The organism is Gordonia sp. i37 (assembly GCF_002043085.1).
GTDB lineage: Bacteria > Actinomycetota > Actinomycetes > Mycobacteriales > Mycobacteriaceae > Gordonia > Gordonia polyisoprenivorans.
Genome location: NZ_MVPX01000139.1, coordinates 1 through 17,670 on the forward strand (window position 1 = coordinate 1; position 17,670 = coordinate 17,670).

Annotated in this window: 12 protein-coding genes and 1 pseudogene; 5 read left to right on the top strand and 8 right to left on the bottom strand. The window is 67.8% G+C overall.

Annotated features, from left to right (window positions below):
* From B1964_RS06545 to B1964_RS06565, 5 genes are all read right to left on the bottom strand, one after another.
* Positions 1-1,878, bottom strand: a 1,878-nt coding sequence (locus tag B1964_RS06545) for a molybdopterin cofactor-binding domain-containing protein (protein ID WP_079929284.1), incomplete at its 3' end; no start/stop codon positions are given.
* A gap of 2 nt (positions 1,879-1,880) precedes the next feature.
* A complete protein-coding gene (locus B1964_RS06550; protein ID WP_079929275.1) occupies positions 1,881-2,705 on the bottom strand; it encodes an FAD binding domain-containing protein in 825 nt (274 codons plus the stop codon).
* A gap of 8 nt (positions 2,706-2,713) precedes the next feature.
* Positions 2,714-4,078 (bottom strand): 8-oxoguanine deaminase, encoded by a 1,365-nt coding sequence (locus B1964_RS06555; protein WP_079929276.1) that lies wholly within the window; start codon positions 4,076-4,078, stop codon positions 2,714-2,716.
* 17 nt (positions 4,079-4,095) lie between these two features.
* Positions 4,096-5,700 (bottom strand): MFS transporter, encoded by a 1,605-nt coding sequence (locus B1964_RS06560; RefSeq protein WP_253193908.1) that lies wholly within the window; start codon positions 5,698-5,700, stop codon positions 4,096-4,098.
* A 64-nt stretch (positions 5,701-5,764) separates the two neighbouring features.
* Entirely contained in the window at positions 5,765-7,189 is a 1,425-nt protein-coding gene (locus B1964_RS06565) for a short-chain fatty acyl-CoA regulator family protein (protein WP_079929278.1), read from the bottom strand.
* 119 nt (positions 7,190-7,308) lie between these two features.
* Here B1964_RS06565 and prpD point away from each other — a divergent pair, with 119 nt between their 5' ends.
* From prpD to B1964_RS06585, 4 genes are all read left to right on the top strand, one after another.
* A complete protein-coding gene (gene prpD / locus B1964_RS06570) occupies positions 7,309-8,820 on the top strand; it encodes a 2-methylcitrate dehydratase PrpD (RefSeq protein ID WP_079929279.1) in 1,512 nt (503 codons plus the stop codon).
* Complete coding sequence (prpB, locus tag B1964_RS06575) at positions 8,820-9,749, top strand: methylisocitrate lyase (RefSeq protein WP_079929280.1); 930 nt, start codon at positions 8,820-8,822, stop codon at positions 9,747-9,749. The genes prpD and prpB overlap by 1 nt, the downstream gene beginning before the upstream one ends.
* Positions 9,750-9,772: 23 nt before the next feature.
* A complete protein-coding gene (locus tag B1964_RS06580) occupies positions 9,773-10,927 on the top strand; it encodes a bifunctional 2-methylcitrate synthase/citrate synthase (protein ID WP_253193909.1) in 1,155 nt (384 codons plus the stop codon).
* Between the two features lie 102 nt (positions 10,928-11,029).
* Positions 11,030-14,419 carry a pyruvate carboxylase gene (locus B1964_RS06585; protein WP_079929285.1) on the top strand — a complete coding sequence of 1,130 codons (3,390 nt, stop codon included), beginning with the start codon at positions 11,030-11,032 and terminating at the stop codon, positions 14,417-14,419.
* Here the strand turns inward: B1964_RS06585 and B1964_RS06590 are convergent.
* Together B1964_RS06590 and B1964_RS06595 are read right to left on the bottom strand one after the other, a co-directional pair.
* Positions 14,416-15,720 carry a threonine/serine exporter family protein gene (locus B1964_RS06590; RefSeq protein WP_079929282.1) on the bottom strand — a complete coding sequence of 435 codons (1,305 nt, stop codon included), beginning with the start codon at positions 15,718-15,720 and terminating at the stop codon, positions 14,416-14,418. The two genes, B1964_RS06585 and B1964_RS06590, sit on opposite strands and share 4 nt — an antisense overlap.
* Before the next feature lie 34 nt (positions 15,721-15,754).
* On the bottom strand, positions 15,755-16,312 hold the full coding sequence (locus tag B1964_RS06595; protein ID WP_079929283.1) for an XRE family transcriptional regulator: 558 nt from the start codon (positions 16,310-16,312) through the stop codon (positions 15,755-15,757).
* A gap of 45 nt (positions 16,313-16,357) precedes the next feature.
* Here B1964_RS06595 and B1964_RS06600 point away from each other — a divergent pair.
* Positions 16,358-17,188 (top strand): annotated as a pseudogene (locus B1964_RS06600) (DMT family transporter); the annotation flags it as partial.
* A gap of 30 nt (positions 17,189-17,218) precedes the next feature.
* On the opposite strand, the gene B1964_RS31540 reads toward B1964_RS06600, so the two are convergent.
* A partial coding sequence (locus tag B1964_RS31540) for a nucleoside/nucleotide kinase family protein (RefSeq protein ID WP_366664262.1) occupies positions 17,219-17,670 on the bottom strand: 452 nt, incomplete at its 5' end.

The window sequence follows — 17,670 nt, forward strand, 5'->3', positions numbered from 1 at the left end:
GGCCATCGTCGCGATGGCGGCCAGCGCCATACCCTCGCCGACCCGCCAGTGCGGGCCGGCCGGCGGGGCCACACCGTTGCCGCGTGCCAGGGCGGCCTGCGCGAGGTCGAGGCACTGGTCGAGACCGTAGCTGCCGTACACCAGGTCGTCTTCGGGCTCGGGGTGGGCGATGAGCAATGGATCACCGTCGGCCACCGCATTGCGTCTGCGCAACTCGAACGGATCGATGTCGAGCGTCAGCGCCAACTCGTCCATTGCACTCTCGATCGCGAAGATCACCTGTCCCAACCCGTAACCACGGAACGCGCCCGAGGGTGGATTGTTGGTGTAGACGACCTCGGCATCGATCCGCTTCACCGGGCAGTTGTAGACCGACACCGACTCGGCGCACGCATGGAACATCACCCCGATCGCGTGGTTGCCGTACGCGCCGGTGTCGGACAGGACGTCGACCTTCATCGCGGTCAGTCGCCCCATCTCGTCCGCGCCGAGTTCCACCCCCACCCGGAACGGATGCCGGTAGGTGGTGCGCGTCATCTCCTCGGTGCGCGTCATCTCATAGGCCACCGGTCGGCCGGTGCGCAGGACGGCCAGCGCGACGAGATCCTCGGTGAGCAATTCCTGTTTGCCGCCGAAACCGCCACCGACGCGCGCCGCGAAGACCCGAATCCGCTCCGGTGGCAACTCGAGTAGTAACGCGAGTTCGTCGCGCACCAGGAACGGCACCTGGGTGCTGGTCCGCAGCACCAGACGGCCGTCGTCGTCGATCCAGCCGAGGGTTCCGTGGGTTTCCAACTGGGCGTGCGACACCCGCCCGGTTTTCCACGTACCGCCGACCCGCACGGCCGAGTCCTCCAGTGCGGCAACCGCATCACCACCGAACCCGTCGTGGAATGCCGCGATCACATTGCGTCCGGCGTCGACGACACGATCCTCGGGAGTGCGGTCGGGATGCACGAGTGCCGCGCCCGGCAGCCGGGCCTCCTCCGGATCGAACACGGCGGGCAACAGTTCGTAGGTCACCTCGATGAGGCGACACGCCTCCTCGGCGGCCGCCGCGGAGTCGGCGACGACGGCGGCCACGCGTTGACCGACGAATCGCAGCACCGGATCGAGGACGAGGGTGTCGTCGGGATCGTCGTCGCGGGACTCGTGCCGGGCGGTGGAGAACCGTCGGGTGCTCACGTTCTCGTGGGTCAGGATGAGCGAGACGCCGGGCACCGACGATGCCGCCGCGGTGTCGATGGCGGTGATCCGGGCGTGCGGATGCGGGGAGCCGAGTACGCGCAGGAACTGTGTGCCGGGCACGTCGATGTCGAAGGTGTAGGGCTCGGTCCCGGTGACGACGCGCTGCGCAGCAAGGGGATTGGCGGACGCGCCGACGCCGCACGAGCTCGCACAGGAATCGGCGGCGGTCGGGGTTTGCGAACAATGGGCGCTTCCGGCTCGTGTCACACCGTCCCGGATGGCGGCGTCGACGGCCCGATAGCCGGTGCAGCGGCACAGGTTTCCCTTCATGCGCCGAGGCAGGTCCTCGAGGTCGGCGGGCTCGAGGGTGGACGCGGTGACGATCATCCCCGCGGTGCAGAAACCACACTGGAAACCGAAGTTGTCGACGAAGGACTGCTGCATGGGATGCAGATCCCCCGGGGTGCCCAGACCCGACACCGTCGTCACCGACGCGCCGTCGGCGCGCACCGCCGGAAAGATGCACGAGTGCACGGGTGTGCCGTCGACCAGCACCGAGCACGCGCCGCAGTCGCCGGCGTCGCAGCCCTTCTTGACCTCGAAATGGCCGTTGTCGCGCAACAGGGTTCGCAGGCATTGGCCCGGACGGGGCTGGGTATCGACGGATTCGCCGTTGATCTCCATGTGCATGGTCACCACCCCGGACCGGAGTCGGTGGCGAGCTCTGCCCGGATCTCGTCGGCGAACACGGCGCTGACCGCGCGGCGCCAGTCCGCAGAGCCTAGCGGATCGGTGTAATAGCCGGGCGCGGAGTCGATGTCGGCGCGCAGTACCTCCGCATCGGGCAGCGTCGGATAGCGCAGCACCGTCGGCCACCCGGTGGCCGCGGTGATTCCGAAGAGCGCGGTGCCGTCCTCGTCGACGCGCCCGGTGACCACCGCACCGGAGCGCCCGAGCTCGGCAAGCGCGATCTTGCGCATACCGGTCCGGGCGCGCAGCGCATAACCCGGAAAGTCGATGGCGCGCAGCACCTCTCCCGGTGCCAGGGTGTTGGTACCGTTACCGGTGACCAGTTCGGCCACCGGCACGCGGCGCTCACCCCCGCCGGGACACCAGATCAGTGCCTCGGCGTCGAGTGCGACGGCCAACGACACCATCGACGCGGCCGCGAACGAGCGGCAGATGTTGCCGCCGACAGTGGCCACATTCCAGATCTTGAACGACGCCAACAATGCTGTCGCACATCGGAAGAACAGGGGGTGGGCGCGCCGGCCGGGCCGCTCGGGCAACGAGGCGAGGGTCGCGATCGGGCAGGTGGCCGCCACACGAAGACCGCCATCGGTCAGATCCTCGACGTCGGACCACCCCATCCCGGTGATGTCGACGACGCCGGACGCGTCCACCTGCGGCTCGCTGAAGAACCACGTTCCGCCCGCGACGATCCGCTCGCCGGGCGCCAGAGCCAGGTCGTCGCGCGTGTGTGCGTGCCGATACGAGCTGATGGTGTTGAGGTCCACGACTCCTCCTATCCGGCCTTGTCCAGCAGGCGACGATGCTCGGCGGCGCAGTCCGCGGCCACCGCGTCGAGGTCGGCGGTCACCAGGTCGTTGTCGGTGACGATACGGCGCCCGCCCACCCAGGTGCCGCGAATCGGTGGGATGGCGCCCAGTACCAGGGCGGCGACCGGATCGTCGATGCCCGCGTGCGCTGGTCCACTCAGATCCCACAGCACGAGATCGGCGAGTTTGCCGACCTCGATCGACCCGATCTCCTTGTCGCGCCCGAGGACCCGGGCACCACCGAGGGTGGCCAACTCGATCGCGGTGCGGGTGGTCAGAGCGGTCGGACCACCACGGGCGCGCGCCATCAGGACCGCTTGATGCGCCTCCTCGAGCAGTCGTGCCGACTCGTTGGAGGCCGCGCCGTCGACACCGAGTCCGACGGGTACACCGGCATCGACGAGCTCGCGGGTGCGGCAGATCCGGTTGCCCAGACGGGCATTGGAGGTCGGGCAGTGCGCGACCCCGGTCGAGGTGGCGGCCAGACGTGCGATCTCGTCGTCGGCGAATTCGATGCCGTGGGCGAACCACACGTCGTCGCCGACCCATCCCACCGACTCCATGTACTGCAGCGGCGTGCAGCCGAAATGCTGGTCGCAGTAGGTGTTCTCGTCCGGCGACTCGGCCAGATGGGTGTGCATCCGCACGCCGAGTTCGCGTGCCAGCGAGGCGGACTCGCGGAGCAGGTCGGTGGTGACCGAGAACGGGGAGCACGGAGCGAGAGCGATCTGCAGCAGGGAACCGGGGCGCGGGTCGTGCCAGCGCGCGACGGCGTCGGAGCAGGCTTCGAGGATCTCGTCGATGCCCTGCACCACCGAATCGGGTGGCAGGCCACCGTCCTTCTCCGAGAGGTCCATCGACCCGCGGGTCGGATGGAATCGGACGCCGATGGTGGCCGCGGCACCGATCTCGGCGCCGAGGAGATCGCCGCCCTCACGGGGAAAGACGTAGTGGTGGTCGGTGGTGGTCGTACAGCCCGACATCACCAGCTGGCCGATCCCGCCCAGCGCGGCGGTGTGGACTGCGGTCTCGTCGATCCCGGCCCAGATCGGGTAGAGCGTCGTCAGCCACTGGAACAGCGTGTGATCGGCGGCGAGTCCCCGGGTGATCCATTGGTAGAGGTGGTGATGGGTGTTCACCAGGCCCGGGGTCAGCACACAGCCACTGCCGTCGACGTGGATCACCTCGGTGGGAAGGTCGTCGATCGGTTCGGTGGACACCGCGGCGATGGTGGCGCCGTCGATCAGCACCCACGCCGACGACAGCTCGCGGCGGTGCTCGTCAACGGTGATGACCTGTGCGTCGTGAATGAGGATTCCAGCCACCGCCACACGCTACGACGATTCCGTTACGGCGATATTTCGCCGCGGATCTCATGGGCACGGTCGGTCTCATCGGTGCCAATGGTGCCTTCCGGGTCATCACGGCTCGACGGATCGCGACCACCGAGCGTGTCGATCGTTTCGATCTCGAGTCGACGCGATGCGGGGATGGCGATCGCCAGTGCTGCGGCGACGACACAGGCGACCAGCGAGACGATCGACGCGATGAGGTAGCCGTTGGTGTCGGGGACGACGATCGCGCCACCGGGTACCGAGATCTGCACCGCCGACCAGGTCAGCACCATGCCCACCACCGCGGCCGAGGTGGACGTACCGACCACACGCATGAGTGCGTTGACCCCGTTGGCCTCGCCGGTCTGTGCGACCGGTACCGCGCGCATGATCAGCGCGGGCATCGCCGAGTAGGCGATGCCGAGGCCCGCTCCGGTGAGGCAGGCGACGATGAGCATGATCCACCACGTGAATCCGCCGGTGAGCAGCAGGACGAGGAACACGACGTAGCCGAGGCCGATCACCAGGCCGCCGACGGCCAGCGAGACCCGCGGGCCCGCGCGGTCGGTCAGCCAGGCGCTGACATGGGAGAACACGAACATGAGGATGCCGCTGGGGGCGAGGACGAGGCTGGCCATCAGCATGTCGAAGCCCAGACCGATGGGTGCGCCGGCTGGGGCCATGAGGAGTTGGATGGGCATCAACTGCATGGAGTAGAACGCGAAACCGGTGGCCACCGACGCGGTATTGGTCAGCAGGACCGGCCTGTCGAGAGCGACCCGCAGGTCGATCAGCGGGGTGTTGCGGCGCCGCTCCCAGCGCCACCAGGTGGCGGCGACGAGCAGGAAGGTGATCAACACGCCGAGCGTCGTCGGCGAGGCCCAGCCCCAGCTCGCGCCCTTGGAGAGCGGAAGGAGCAGACACACGAGCATCGCCGCCAGACCGACGGCGCCGAGGAGATCGAAACGGCCACCGGCCCGGCCGCGACTCTCCGGGACGGTCAGGGCTATCCCGACCGCGGCCATGCCCGCGGCGCCGGCGCACAACCAGAACAGAGCGTGCCATCCGATGTTCTGGGCGATGAACGCACTCACCGGCAGTCCCAGCGCCCCGCCGATGCCCAACGATGCGCTCATCGTGCCGACCGAGGAGCCGAGGTGGCGGGCCGGCACGATATCGCGCATCACGCTGATACCCAGTGCGATGGTGCCGAATCCGAGTCCCTGCAGGCCGCGTCCGATGAGGAAGGGCAGCAGTGCACTCGACAGTGCGCACAGGATCGATCCGGCGGCAACGCATCCCATGCTGGCGAGCAGCATTCGCCGCTTGCCGTACATGTCACCGAGTCGTCCGCCGATGGGGGTGATGACCGCCCCGGCCAGCAATGTCATCGTGAGCGCCCAGGTGGTGTCCGACGGCGCGGCGTGTAAGAGGTCGGGCAATTGCGGGATCAGCGGCACGATGATCGTCTGCATCAACGCCACCACGATCCCGGCCGCGCACAGCACCGCGACGGCTGCGCGCGGGTGGGTCTGCGGATGGCCCGCGGACTCAGGACCCGCTGACCCAGATCTTCCTGACTCGTATCCCCCTGCGCGATTCGTCGCCGACACCAGCATCAACCTCCGCCGCTCACGCTATCCGACGCCGCCGAGCGAGCGATCGGTGGCATCGCCGGAGGAGTCACATGGGCGCCGGGCGGTAGGGGACGGCGTCGCCGATGGTGGCATCGACGTGGATGGCCCGGCCGAGCTGTGGGAAGGCCCGCTGCGGGCAGGCCGGGCGGTCGCAGACCTTGCATCCCGCGCCGATCGGCACGGTCATCCGGGTGTCGGTCACATCGACGCCGGTCGAGTACACCAGTCGATCGGCGTGGGCGAGGTCGCAGCCCAGGCCGATCGAGAAGCCGGTGCGCGGGGCGAGGAAGCCGTGATGGTCGCCCGTGGTACGGGCGAGCCAGAAGTACGAACGGCCGTCGGGCATCTGCGACACCTGGGTCACGATGCGCCCCGGCGTGGCGAAGGCGTCATGCACCACCCACAGCGGGCAGCTCCCGCCGACGCGGGAGAAGTGAAACGCCGTGGCCGACTGCCGTTTCGAGATGTTTCCGGCCCGGTCGGTACGGACGAAGATGAACGGTATGCCGCGGCTGCCGGGGCGCTGCAGGGTCGAGAGCCGATGACAGATCGTCTCGAAGCCGACCTCGAAGCCCACGCTCAGCAGTTCGATGTCGTAGCGGGCGTTCTCCGCGGCGGAGCGGAAGCGCTCGTAGGGCAGCAGTAGCGCTCCGGCGAAGTAGTTGGCGAGACCGATGCGTGCGACCGGAATCGTTGCAGTACTGAGGTTCTCGGCGCCGGCGAGGATGTCGTCGATGGTGGCGCCCTGATCCAGCAGCGCCAGCTGGGTGGCGAGCTGGAATGCGCGTTGCCCGGCGCTCAGGCGGCCGGCGAGATGAATCACCTTCTCGCCCGCGTCGAATCGGCGTTTGGGTACCGTGACGGCCGAATGCGGGTCGGCGTCATGGGTGATCGACACGCGGATGTCGAAGCGCCGCCGCATCACCTGCGCCAGTTGCAGATCGAGCCCGCCGATGTGCAGGTCCTCGTCGTCGAAGAGTCGCTCGGCGGCCTCGTCGAGTGCGCCGATGTAGTTCTTGCGGTCGTAGAAGAAGTCGCGCACCTCCTCGAACGGCATGGGCTCGTTCGCGATTCCCGGGTCGGTGATCCGGCCGCCGTAGGTTTCGAGTTCGGTTGTCGCGGCGGTGAGTCTGCGGTGCAGCGCCACCAGTGTTCGTCCGACCGCGGGCATGCGTCCGACGAGTTCGGTGATCTCCGCTCGCGTCACCTCGGCGGAATCGCTGTGTGCGCCGAGCGCCTCGGCGAGGTCGGCGACGAGCCGCGCATCGGTGTCGGTGGCGAAGTAGTCGGCGTCGAGTTCGAACTCGCGGGTGAGTGCGAGCAGGACGGGCACGGTGATGGGGCGCTGGTCGTTCTCGAGTTGGTTCACGTAGCTCGTCGATATCTCGATGCGCCGGGCCAGCGCGGCCTGCGAGAGGCCGCGCTCGTCGCGTAGTCGGCGCAGTCGTGCGCCCACGAACATCTTCGCCATGGCAGGCACAGTACCCGCCGTGGCGTTCACAACATTCGCAAGAACCCACGGAGATATCCACCTAATTACACATCTGCCAGGTCTTTCGCGTACCTGTCCCGTCTGCGTACGGTGCGAACATGATCAATCACGACGTGCGGACCCACCGCAGCTCCGAGGACTTCCCGCAAGCCGAGCATCTCGCGCAGAAGATCGCCGAGGTCGCCACCGACCCGGTCGCGGTGCCCGCCGAGACCGCGGAGATGGTCGTGAACCGCATCATCGACAATGCCGCGGTCAGCGCGGCCTCGGTGATCCGCCGCCCGGTCACCAGTGCTCGTGCACAGGCGTTGGCACACCCGCCTGCCGAAGGCGCCGCGGGTGCGGCCGTCTTCGGCGTCGACGGCCGGTATTCGCCGGAGTGGGCGGCCTGGGCCAATGGTGTGGCGGTGCGCGAACTCGACTTCCACGACACCTTCCTCGCCGCGGAGTATTCGCATCCCGGTGACAACATCCCGGCGCTGGTCGCGGTGGCCCAACACGTGGGTGCCTCGGGTGCCGATCTCATTCGAGGATTGGCCACGGCCTACGAGATCCAGATCGACCTGGTCCGCGGAATGTGCTTGCACGAGCACAAGATCGACCACGTCGCCCATCTCGGACCGTCCGTCGCGGCAGGTCTGGGCACCATGCTCGAGCTCGACGAGGAGACGATCTACCAGGCGATCGGACAGGCACTACATCTCACCACCGCGACGCGTCAGTCCCGCAAGGGCCTGATCTCCAGTTGGAAGGCGTATGCACCGGCACACGCCGGAAAGATCGCCATCGAGGCGGTGGACCGCGCGATGCGCGGCGAGGGTGCACCGGCGCCGATCTGGGAAGGTGAGGACGGGGTCATCGCGTGGCTGCTCGGTGGTCCCGAGAAGACCTACCGGATCCCGCTTCCCGGCCCGGGGGAACCCAAGCGTGCCATTCTGGACAGCTACACCAAGGAGCATTCCGCGGAATACCAGAGCCAGGCTCCGATCGACCTGGCGCGGCGCATGCGTGAGCGCATCGGCAACCTCGACGACATCGAGTCGATCGTCCTGCACACCAGCCATCACACGCACTACGTGATCGGCACGGGGTCGGGGGACCCCCAGAAATTCGATCCGTCCGCCAGCCGGGAGACCCTCGACCACTCGGTGATGTACATCTTCGCGGTTGCCTTGCAGGACGGCACGTGGCATCACGAGGAGTCCTACGCCCCCGAGCGCGCCGCCCGCCCGGACACGATTGCCTTGTGGCGCAAGATCTCCACGGTCGAGGACCCCGAGTGGACTCGCCGATACCATTCCACCGATCCGGCCGAGAAGGCGTTCGGCGCCAAGGCTGTGATCACACTGACCAACGGTGAGGTGATCACCGATGAACTCGCGGTCGCCGACGCCCACCCGCTCGGCGCTGCGCCGTTCGCGCGAGCTGCCTACGAGGCGAAGTTCGCGGCGATGGCGCAGGGGGTGGTCGACGCGGAGGAGCAGCAGCGATTCCTGGTGGCTGCTGCCGGGCTCGGCGACCTCGGGGCGGGCGAGCTCGGCGCGCTGAATGTGCGCGTCGAGCCGACCGTTCTGGACAAGGCGCCGACCATCGGTTCGGGGATCTTCTGATGAGCGAGTCGACATCGGGACTGTTCTCGGCCCGCACGTGCGCGGGGGACAAGCGCAAGGCCCTGCGTGCCGCCCTGGCATCGGGCGAGTTGCAGCGTTGGCCCGGTGCCTTCTCGCCGCTGGTGGCAAAACTGATCGCCGATATCGGCTTCGAGGGCATCTACATCTCCGGGGCGGTTCTCTCGGCGGACCTCGGTCTCCCCGACATCGGACTCACCACCCTGACCGAGGTTGCGGGGCGCGGCGCACAGATCGCGAACTCCACCGACCTGCCGAGCCTGATCGACGCCGACACCGGGTTCGGTGAGCCCGTGAGCGCGGCCCGCACCATCGCCGCGCTCGAGGACGCCGGGCTGGCCGGCTGTCATCTCGAGGATCAGGTCAACCCCAAACGGTGCGGTCACCTCGACGGCAAGGATGTGGTGCCCACCGGCGAGATGCTGCGCCGGCTGCGCGCGGCGGTGTCGGCGCGCCGCGACCACAGCTTCGTCATCTGTGCCCGCACCGACGCCGCGGGTATCGAAGGTCTTGATGCCGCGATCGAGCGGGCCAAGGCCTACGCCGACGCGGGCGCCGATCTGATCTTCACCGAGGCGCTGACCGATCTCGCCGAGTTCGAGAAGTTCCGTGCTGCTGTGGATGTGCCGCTGCTCGCGAACATGACCGAGTTCGGCAAGTCTCGGTTACTCACCACCGAGCAGTTGCGCGATGTTGGCTACAACGCGGTGATCTATCCGGTGACCACCTTGCGGATCGCGATGGGTGCAGTCGAGCGCGGACTCCGCGAGATCGACTCCGTGGGAACGCAATCCGGGCTACTCGACGAGATGCAACACCGCAGCAGACTCTACGAGTTGCTCCGGTACGCCGACTACAACACCTTCGACTCCGAACTGTTCAACTTCACTCTGGAAGGAACCCGGCCGTGACACCGACCAGTAAGACAGCTTCCGTGTCTCCCCAGTCCGCCGCGACTCAGCCCGCTCGCGATGAAACAGCCCCGAAGATCTACAAGGGTCTCGCCGGCGTGGTCGTCGACACCACCGCCATCTCGAAGGTGGTGCCCGAGACGAATTCCCTGACCTACCGCGGCTACGCGGTTCAGGATCTCGCAGCGCACTGCTCGTTCGAGCAGGTTGCCTATCTGCTCTGGCACGGCGAACTGCCGACCGATGCCGAGCTGGCGGCCTTCACGCAGCGGGAGCGAGCGCTCCGTCGGCTCGACCGTTCGACACAGGCCGTGCTGGCTCGCATTCCGGAGAACTGCCATCCGATGGATGTGGTGCGCACCGCGATCAGCTTCCTGGGCACCGAGGATCCCGACGAGGACAACGCGTCGCCGTCGGCGAATCTCGAGAAGGCACAACGCATGTTCGCGGTCCTGCCGACCATCGTCGCCGCCGACATGCGACGTCGCCGCGGCCTCGATCCGATTGCGCCGCATCACGGACTGGGCTATTCGGAGAACTTCCTGAATATGTGCTTCGGCGAGGTGCCCGATCCCGTGATCGTCCGGGCATTCGAGAAGTCGATGGTGCTCTACGCCGAACACAGCTTCAATGCTTCCACATTCGCCGCGCGTGTGGTCACCTCCACGCAGTCCGACATCTACAGCGCGGTCACCGCGGCGATCGGAGCACTCAAGGGATCGCTGCACGGCGGGGCGAATGAGGCGGTCATGTACGACATGATCGAGATCGATCGTCCCGAACGTGCACGGGAATGGTTGGAGGCCAAACTGTCTCGAAAAGAGAAAATCATGGGATTCGGCCATCGGGTGTACAAGAATGGTGATTCCCGCGTGCCGACGATGCAGGCTGCGTTCGAGGAGATCTCGCACCATCTCGGCGACACCCGGTGGCTCGCGATCTATCACGAGCTCGCCGACGAGATGTCGAGTCGCACCGGCATCAAGCCCAATCTGGACTTCCCGACCGGTCCGGCCTATCACCTGATGGGCTTTGACATCGCTTCGTTCACACCGATCTTCGTGATGAGCCGGATCACCGGCTGGACGGCGCACATCGTCGAGCAGACCGCGGCCAATGCCCTGATCCGTCCATTGTCGTCCTACGACGGACCGGCCCAGCGCGTTCTCATTGCTTAGGACTGGTTGCCCTGCTGCTGGGCTCGGCGGGATAAGGTCACCGTGGGGGCATGTGCATCGGGTCCATTTGTAGCGGGACAACGACAGAAACGGATGAGCAGCATGTTCGACAAGGTTTTGGTGGCCAACCGCGGTGAGATCGCGATCCGGGCGTTTCGCGCGGCGTACGAGCTCGGTGCCCGGACGGTCGCGATCTTCCCTTACGAGGATCGCAACTCCCTGCATCGGTTGAAGGCCGACGAGTCCTACCAGATCGGCGTTCCCGGGCATCCGGTGCGCGCGTATCTCTCGGTCGACGAGGTGGTGGGCGCGGCGCAGCGATGCGGCGCGGATGCGGTGTATCCCGGCTACGGGTTCCTCTCGGAGAACGCCGGTCTCGCGCGGGCATGCGCGGAGGCCGGGATCACCTTCGTCGGCCCCAAGGCCGATGTGCTCGACCTGACCGGCAACAAGGCGCAGGCGATCGCGGCGGCGCGGGCAGCGGGTCTGCCGGTGCTGTCCTCCTCGGAGCCGTCGTCGGATGTCGAGGAGTTGGTGACGGCGTCGGAACAGATGCAGTTCCCGGTGTTCGTGAAGGCGGTTGCCGGTGGCGGTGGCCGCGGAATGCGGCGCGTCGATGACCCGTCGACTCTGCGGGAATCGATCGAGGCGGCCTCGCGCGAGGCGGAAGCGGCCTTCGGTGATGCGACGGTGTTCCTCGAGCAGGCCGTCATCAATCCACGCCATATCGAGGTGCAGATCCTCGCCGACACCCACGGCGACGTCATCCATCTGTTCGAGCGGGACTGCAGTGTGCAGCGGCGTCATCAGAAGGTGGTGGAGCTGGCCCCGGCGCCCAATCTCGATCCGGTGCTGCGTGAACGGATCTGCGCCGACGCGGTCGCCTTCGCCCGGCAGATCGGTTACTCGTGTGCGGGTACGGTCGAGTTCCTCGTCGACGAGCAGGGCAGGCATGTCTTCATCGAGATGAATCCGCGAATTCAGGTGGAGCACACGGTGACCGAGGAGATCACCGATGTGGATCTGGTGGGTGCGCAGCTGCGGGTGGCCTCGGGTGAATCGTTGGCCGACCTCGGTCTGACGCAGGACGCGATCACCGTGCACGGCGCGGCGATGCAATGCCGGATCACCACCGAGGACCCGGCCGACGGTTTCCGGCCCGACGTCGGGCGGATCACCGCCTACCGCACGCCGGGTGGTGCCGGTATCCGCCTGGACGGCGGAGCCAACCTCGGCGGTGAGGTCAGCGGCCACTTCGATTCCATGCTGGTCAAATTGACCTGCCGCGGCCGGGACTTCGCCACCGCCGCGCGCCGGGCCCGACGGGCGCTGGCCGAGTTCCGGATTCGTGGCGTCGCCACCAATATTCCGTTCCTGCAGGCGGTTCTCGACGACCCGGATTTCCGGGCCGGGCGAGTCACCACGTCGTTCATCGACGAGCGACCCTGGTTGCTGACCACCGGTGGATCGGCCGACCGCGGTACCCGCATCCTGGAATACCTCGCCGACGTGACCGTCAACAAACCGCACGGTGAGCGGCCGTCGACGGTGTATCCGCGGGACAAGCTGCCCACCGTGGAGCGCTCGGTGCTCGGTGCGCCGCCTGCTGGTTCCAAGCAGCGGCTGACCGAGCTGGGCCCGGAGGGATTCGCCCGGGCACTGCGTGATTCGCCGGCGGTCGGGGTCACCGACACGACCTTCCGTGACGCCCACCAGTCGTTGCTGGCGACACGGTTGCGGACCTCGGCGCTGATCACCGTGGCCCCGTACGTGGCGGCGCTGACCCCGCAGCTGCTGTCGGTGGAGTGCTGGGGTGGTGCGACCTACGATGTGGCGCTGCGCTTTCTGAAGGAGGATCCGTGGGATCGGTTGGCGCAACTGCGCGAAGCGATGCCCAACATCTGCCTGCAGATGCTGTTGCGGGGTGCGAACACCGTCGGCTACACCCCGTATCCGACGAAGGTGACCACCGCCTTCGTCGCCGAGGCGACCGCCACCGGTGTGGACATCTTCCGGATCTTCGACGCGCTCAACAACATCGAGCAGATGCGCCCGGCGATCGAGGCGGTCCGCGAGACGGGCACGGCGGTCGCCGAGGTGGCGATGAGCTATACCGGTGACGTGGCGAACCCGGCCGAGGATCTTTACACCCTGGACTACTATCTGCGGCTGGCCGAGCAGATCGTCGACGCCGGTGCGCACATCCTGGCCATCAAGGACATGGCGGGCCTGCTGCGTGCGCCCGCGGCGACCAAGCTGATCACCGCCCTGCGCAAGGAATTCGATCTGCCGATCCACGTGCACACCCACGACACCCCCGGTGGTCAGCTCGCGACCTATCTGGCGGCGGTCACTGCCGGTGCCGACGCGGTCGACGGGGCATCGGCGGCGTTGGCCGGTACGACCAGTCAGCCCCCGCTGTCGGCGATCGTCGCCGCCTTCGCGCATTCCGAGCACGACACCGGTCTGGATCTGGCGGCGGTGTGCGACCTCGAGCCCTACTGGGAGGCGATCCGAAAGGTCTACGCGCCCTTTGAGTCCGGGATTCCCGGGCCCACCGGGCGGGTGTACTCGCATGAGATCCCGGGCGGCCAGCTCAGCAACCTGCGGCAGCAGGCGATCGCCCTCGGTCTCGGTAATCGCTTCGAGGCCGTGGAGGAGGCCTACGCGTCGGCCGATGCGATGCTGGGCCGTCTGGTGAAGGTGACGCCGTCCTCGAAGGTGGTCGGTGACCTCGCCTTGGCGCTGGTCGGCCAGGGCATCGAACCGCGTGACTTCGCGAACGATCCGGCCGCCTACGACATTCCGGATTCGGTGATCGGGTTCTTGCGCGGCGAGTTGGGCGACCCGCCCGGTGGATGGCCGGAACCGTTGCGTACCAAGGCACTCGAGGGTCGCCGCCCCGCCGAGCCGGTGGTCGAACTCGCCGCCGAGGACTCCGCCGCGCTCGACGTCGCGGGACGAACCCGACAGGAGACGTTGAACCGCTTGCTGTTCCCCGGCCCCACCAAGGAGTTCACCGAACACCAGGAGGCCTACGGCGACACCTCACGGCTCTCGGCGAACCAGTTCTTCTACGGGTTGCGTTATGGCGAAGAACACCACGTCGAACTCGAACCCGGTGTGGTGCTGCTCATCGGACTCGAGGCGATCAGCGACGCCGACGAGCGCGGCATGCGGACCGTGATGTGTGTGATCAACGGCCAACTCCGCCCGATCGCGGTGCGTGACCGTTCGATCGACTCCGCGGTGGAGGCTGCCGAGAAGGCCGACCGGGCCAATCCGGGTTCGGTCGGGGCGCCGTTCGCGGGTGTGGTGTCGATCTCGGTGGAGGTCGGCGACGAGGTGGCTGCCGGTGCGGCAATCGGCACCATCGAGGCCATGAAGATGGAGGCCACCATCACCGCGCCCGTCGGCGGCAAGGTCACCCGCGTCGCGGTGGGCGCGGTCACCTCCGTGGCGCCCGGGGACCTGCTCATCGAGATCGGTTAGGCCCGCCGGCCGCGGTCGCCGGGTGTTCCGATCTCGGCGACCAGCGCGCCGATCTTGATGCCGATGCACAGGCTCGCGAAGGTCGCGGGCGTCGTCTGAAGTGCGTGCGTGTCGAAGGAGGCGAGGGCGACCAGCCCCACGGTGCCGGGCACCAGCAGCAGGAATGCGGGCTGGAAGGAGATGGTCGCGGGTACGGCGACGGTGAGTCGTTCGATCATCCGGGCCGCGACGAACAGCACCGCGGCACTTACCCCGGTGGCCACCACATTGCCGACCCAGGCGGACGCCGCGGTGAGCACCGCGTAGGTGCACACCATCACGCCAACGCTGAGCGCGGTGAGCTTGAGCCCGGAGCCGAAGGCGCAGCCGACGCCGACGGCGAGTGCGACGACGCCGATCCACGACAGCCACAGCGGTGGTAGTGCCTGCCATCCGTCACTGCCCGCCACCGAGGAGATCTGCCCGACGAGGGCTGCGGAATCCGGATCGATCCGTAGGCCGGTCACCGCGGCGCCCGCGGCGATGCCGCCGGCCATGAAGCCGAGCATGATCAGTCCGTAGAGCAGGCGCGCGGAGCCGGTGACGATGTCGGTGGCCGTCAGTTCCAGCAGGGCGTTGGTGATCAGTGCGCCCGGCACGAGGATCGCGATCGGCGCGCACACCCCGAACAGCGGCACCGAGCCGGCACCCACCGCCGACGCGACGGAGGCGACGACGAGGGTCGAGACGAAGGCGGCGACGAACGGCACGATCGCCGCGCCACTCTCGATCCGGTCGAGGATCGTCTTCAGGATGCCGACCAGTCCGCCCGCGGCCATCGCGATGAGGATCGCCCACCACGGGCAGCGGAACACCGTGGCCAACCCGCCGGCGACCAGTGCGCTGCCGAGAATCCAGGACAGTTGCGGGTGGGGGCGCGGCATCGCACGAATGCGGTCGATTCGTTCGGGCAGACCGTCGAGCGGCACCGCCGCCGAGGTCGTCTCGTGTACCAGTCTGCTCGCGTGGGCCGACTGCCGGAACGAGAGCTCGGCGGCGTCGGAGTGGAACATCCGGACCGTGCCGGTCTCGGGCTTGGTGACGAGAACGGCTTCGGGCAGCACCGAGAACGTCAACGCCCGGGCCGTGCGGGGGTGTGTCTCGGCCGCCTGCTCGAGTGCGGCGCGGACGTCGGTGACCGACAGGCCCGCGTCGAGGAGTAGTGCCCCGAGATGGCCCAGATGCCGCGCGGCCGCGGCTTCGTCGGTATCGGACGGATGTGGCTCGTGCGGATGTTCCTCGGACGGTTGTGGGTCGGTCACCCGGGATCGGCCTCCTGATGTCGGCGGTGCGGTCTCAGCGCACGACGCTGCGTGCGAATCGGGTGAGCTCGTCGGCGGCGTTGAGATAACGGTACGGCTGCGAACTCGGGAAGCTGATGCTCTCGCCGGGGCCGAGTTCGGTTGCCGAGGAATCGAATTCGATGCGCAGCCGGCCGGTGGCCACCACGATGATCTCCCACCATCCGGGTGGATCGGGCTCGGCGTCGTACCGATCACCGGGGCCCAGCGTCCACGCCCACAACTGTGATTCCTGGGAGGCGGGGACGCTGGCGAGCAGCCGGCCGACGCTCGCCTCGTGGTCGCCGCGCCAGGCGAGGACGTTGAGGTCGGTCGGCCCGTCGCCGAGGGTGTCGGGGTCGCGCACCATGTCGACGAAGGTGACATCGAGTGCCTCGGCGAGGCGGTCGAGGCTGGCCAGGCTGATGTTGGTGTCGCCGCCCTCGACCTTGACGATCATCCGGCGACTGATGCCCGATGCGTCGGCGAGCGCCGCCTGGCTCAGGCCCGACTCCTGACGGAAGTGTCGAAGGTTGTGAGACACATGCGCCAACACGTCCGCCCGATTTGCCATGCGCACTATAGTACCGATAGCTTGTCGACCATGGTCAGGTGCACTATGTTGCGCAAGCCGGAGCTGGTGCTCCGGCCGGAGTCGGCGCTGCTCGCGGTCACCGCGGTGTGGGGAGGAACCTTCCTCGTCGTCCACACCGCTGTTGCGCACAGCGGGCCGTTGTTCTTCGTCGGACTCCGGTTCGTGCTCGCCGGGCTCCTCGGCCTGGTGGTGTTCGGGCGGAGGTTGCGGGGGATCACCCGCGCGGATATGGGGGCGGGGCTGGCCATCGGGGCGATGATGGCCGTCGCCTACAGTCTGCAGACCTTCGGCCTGCAAACCATCAGCTCGAGTGCCTCGGCGTTCATCACCGCGCTGTACGTCCCGCTGGTGCCGGTGGCGCAATGGGCGATCTTCCGCAAGGCCCCGGGCGTGATGAGTTGGGTGGGGGTGGTGCTGGCCTTCGTCGGATTGATGCTGCTCGCCGGTGGGACCGGTGGCGGGATCGGCTTCGGCACTGGAGAACTGGCGACCGTGATCGGAGCGGTGGCGTGTGCCGGTGAGATCGTGCTGATCGGGTTCTTCGCGGGCAGGGTCGACATCGCCCGCGTCACCATCATCCAGTTGCTCGCCGGTGGCGTCTTCTGCTTTGCCGCCATGCCCGTTGCCGGAGAAGCTGTTCCGTCGTTCTCCTGGGTCTGGCTGGGTGCGGCGCTGGCGATGGCGTCGGCGAGCATCGTCATCCAGTTGACCATGAACTGGGCCCAGCGCCACGTCAGCCCGACGCGGGCGACCGTGATCTATGCCGGAGAACCGGTGTGGGCGGGGATCTTCGGGCGTCTCGCAGGCGATCGGCTCCCGCCCGCGGCTTTGCTCGGCGGCGTGTTGATCGTTCTCGGCGTGCTGGTCAGTGAATGGCGACCGCGGTCACGACGTGCCGTCGAGAAGGGCGTCACACCGGTCACGGCAGCTGCGAATGAGCCTGGCATTGGGGTCGTCGACCGACTCGATCCACCGCCGGGCGTTCTCGGCGCTGCGGCCGGCTGCGATGTGGCGAACCGATAGCCGTTCCCGCCGAACATCATCGGGGACGTCGACGAACCACAGACGGTCGATGAGGTCGCGTACCGGCGACCACTCACCGTCGAGGGCGAGGTAATTGCCCTCGACGACAAGCACCTTCGCGGTGGCCGGGATGATCAGCGCCGCCGCGATGGGCTCGGCGGCGCCGCCAATGACCCCACGATGATCGAAATCCGGTGCGTAGATGTCTTTTCCGGGGACGGCCGCGCGGCGGAGCAGCGAGACGAATCCGTCGACGTCGAAGGGGTCGGGGGCACCGCGACGATCGGTCCGGCCCAGACGCTGCAGCACGGTGG

Excerpts from the sequence above, each read along its gene's own strand:
- B1964_RS06560 (WP_253193908.1), bottom strand. The coding sequence starts at position 5,700 with ATGCTGGTGTCGGCGACGAATCGCGCAGGGGGATACGAGTCAGGAAGA.
- B1964_RS06565 (WP_079929278.1), bottom strand. The coding sequence starts at position 7,189 with ATGGCGAAGATGTTCGTGGGCGCACGACTGCGCCGACTACGCGACGAG.
- prpD (WP_079929279.1), top strand. The coding sequence starts at position 7,309 with ATGATCAATCACGACGTGCGGACCCACCGCAGCTCCGAGGACTTCCCG.
- prpB (WP_079929280.1), top strand. The coding sequence starts at position 8,820 with ATGAGCGAGTCGACATCGGGACTGTTCTCGGCCCGCACGTGCGCGGGG.
- B1964_RS06585 (WP_079929285.1), top strand. The coding sequence starts at position 11,030 with ATGTTCGACAAGGTTTTGGTGGCCAACCGCGGTGAGATCGCGATCCGG.
- B1964_RS06595 (WP_079929283.1), bottom strand. The coding sequence starts at position 16,312 with ATGGCAAATCGGGCGGACGTGTTGGCGCATGTGTCTCACAACCTTCGA.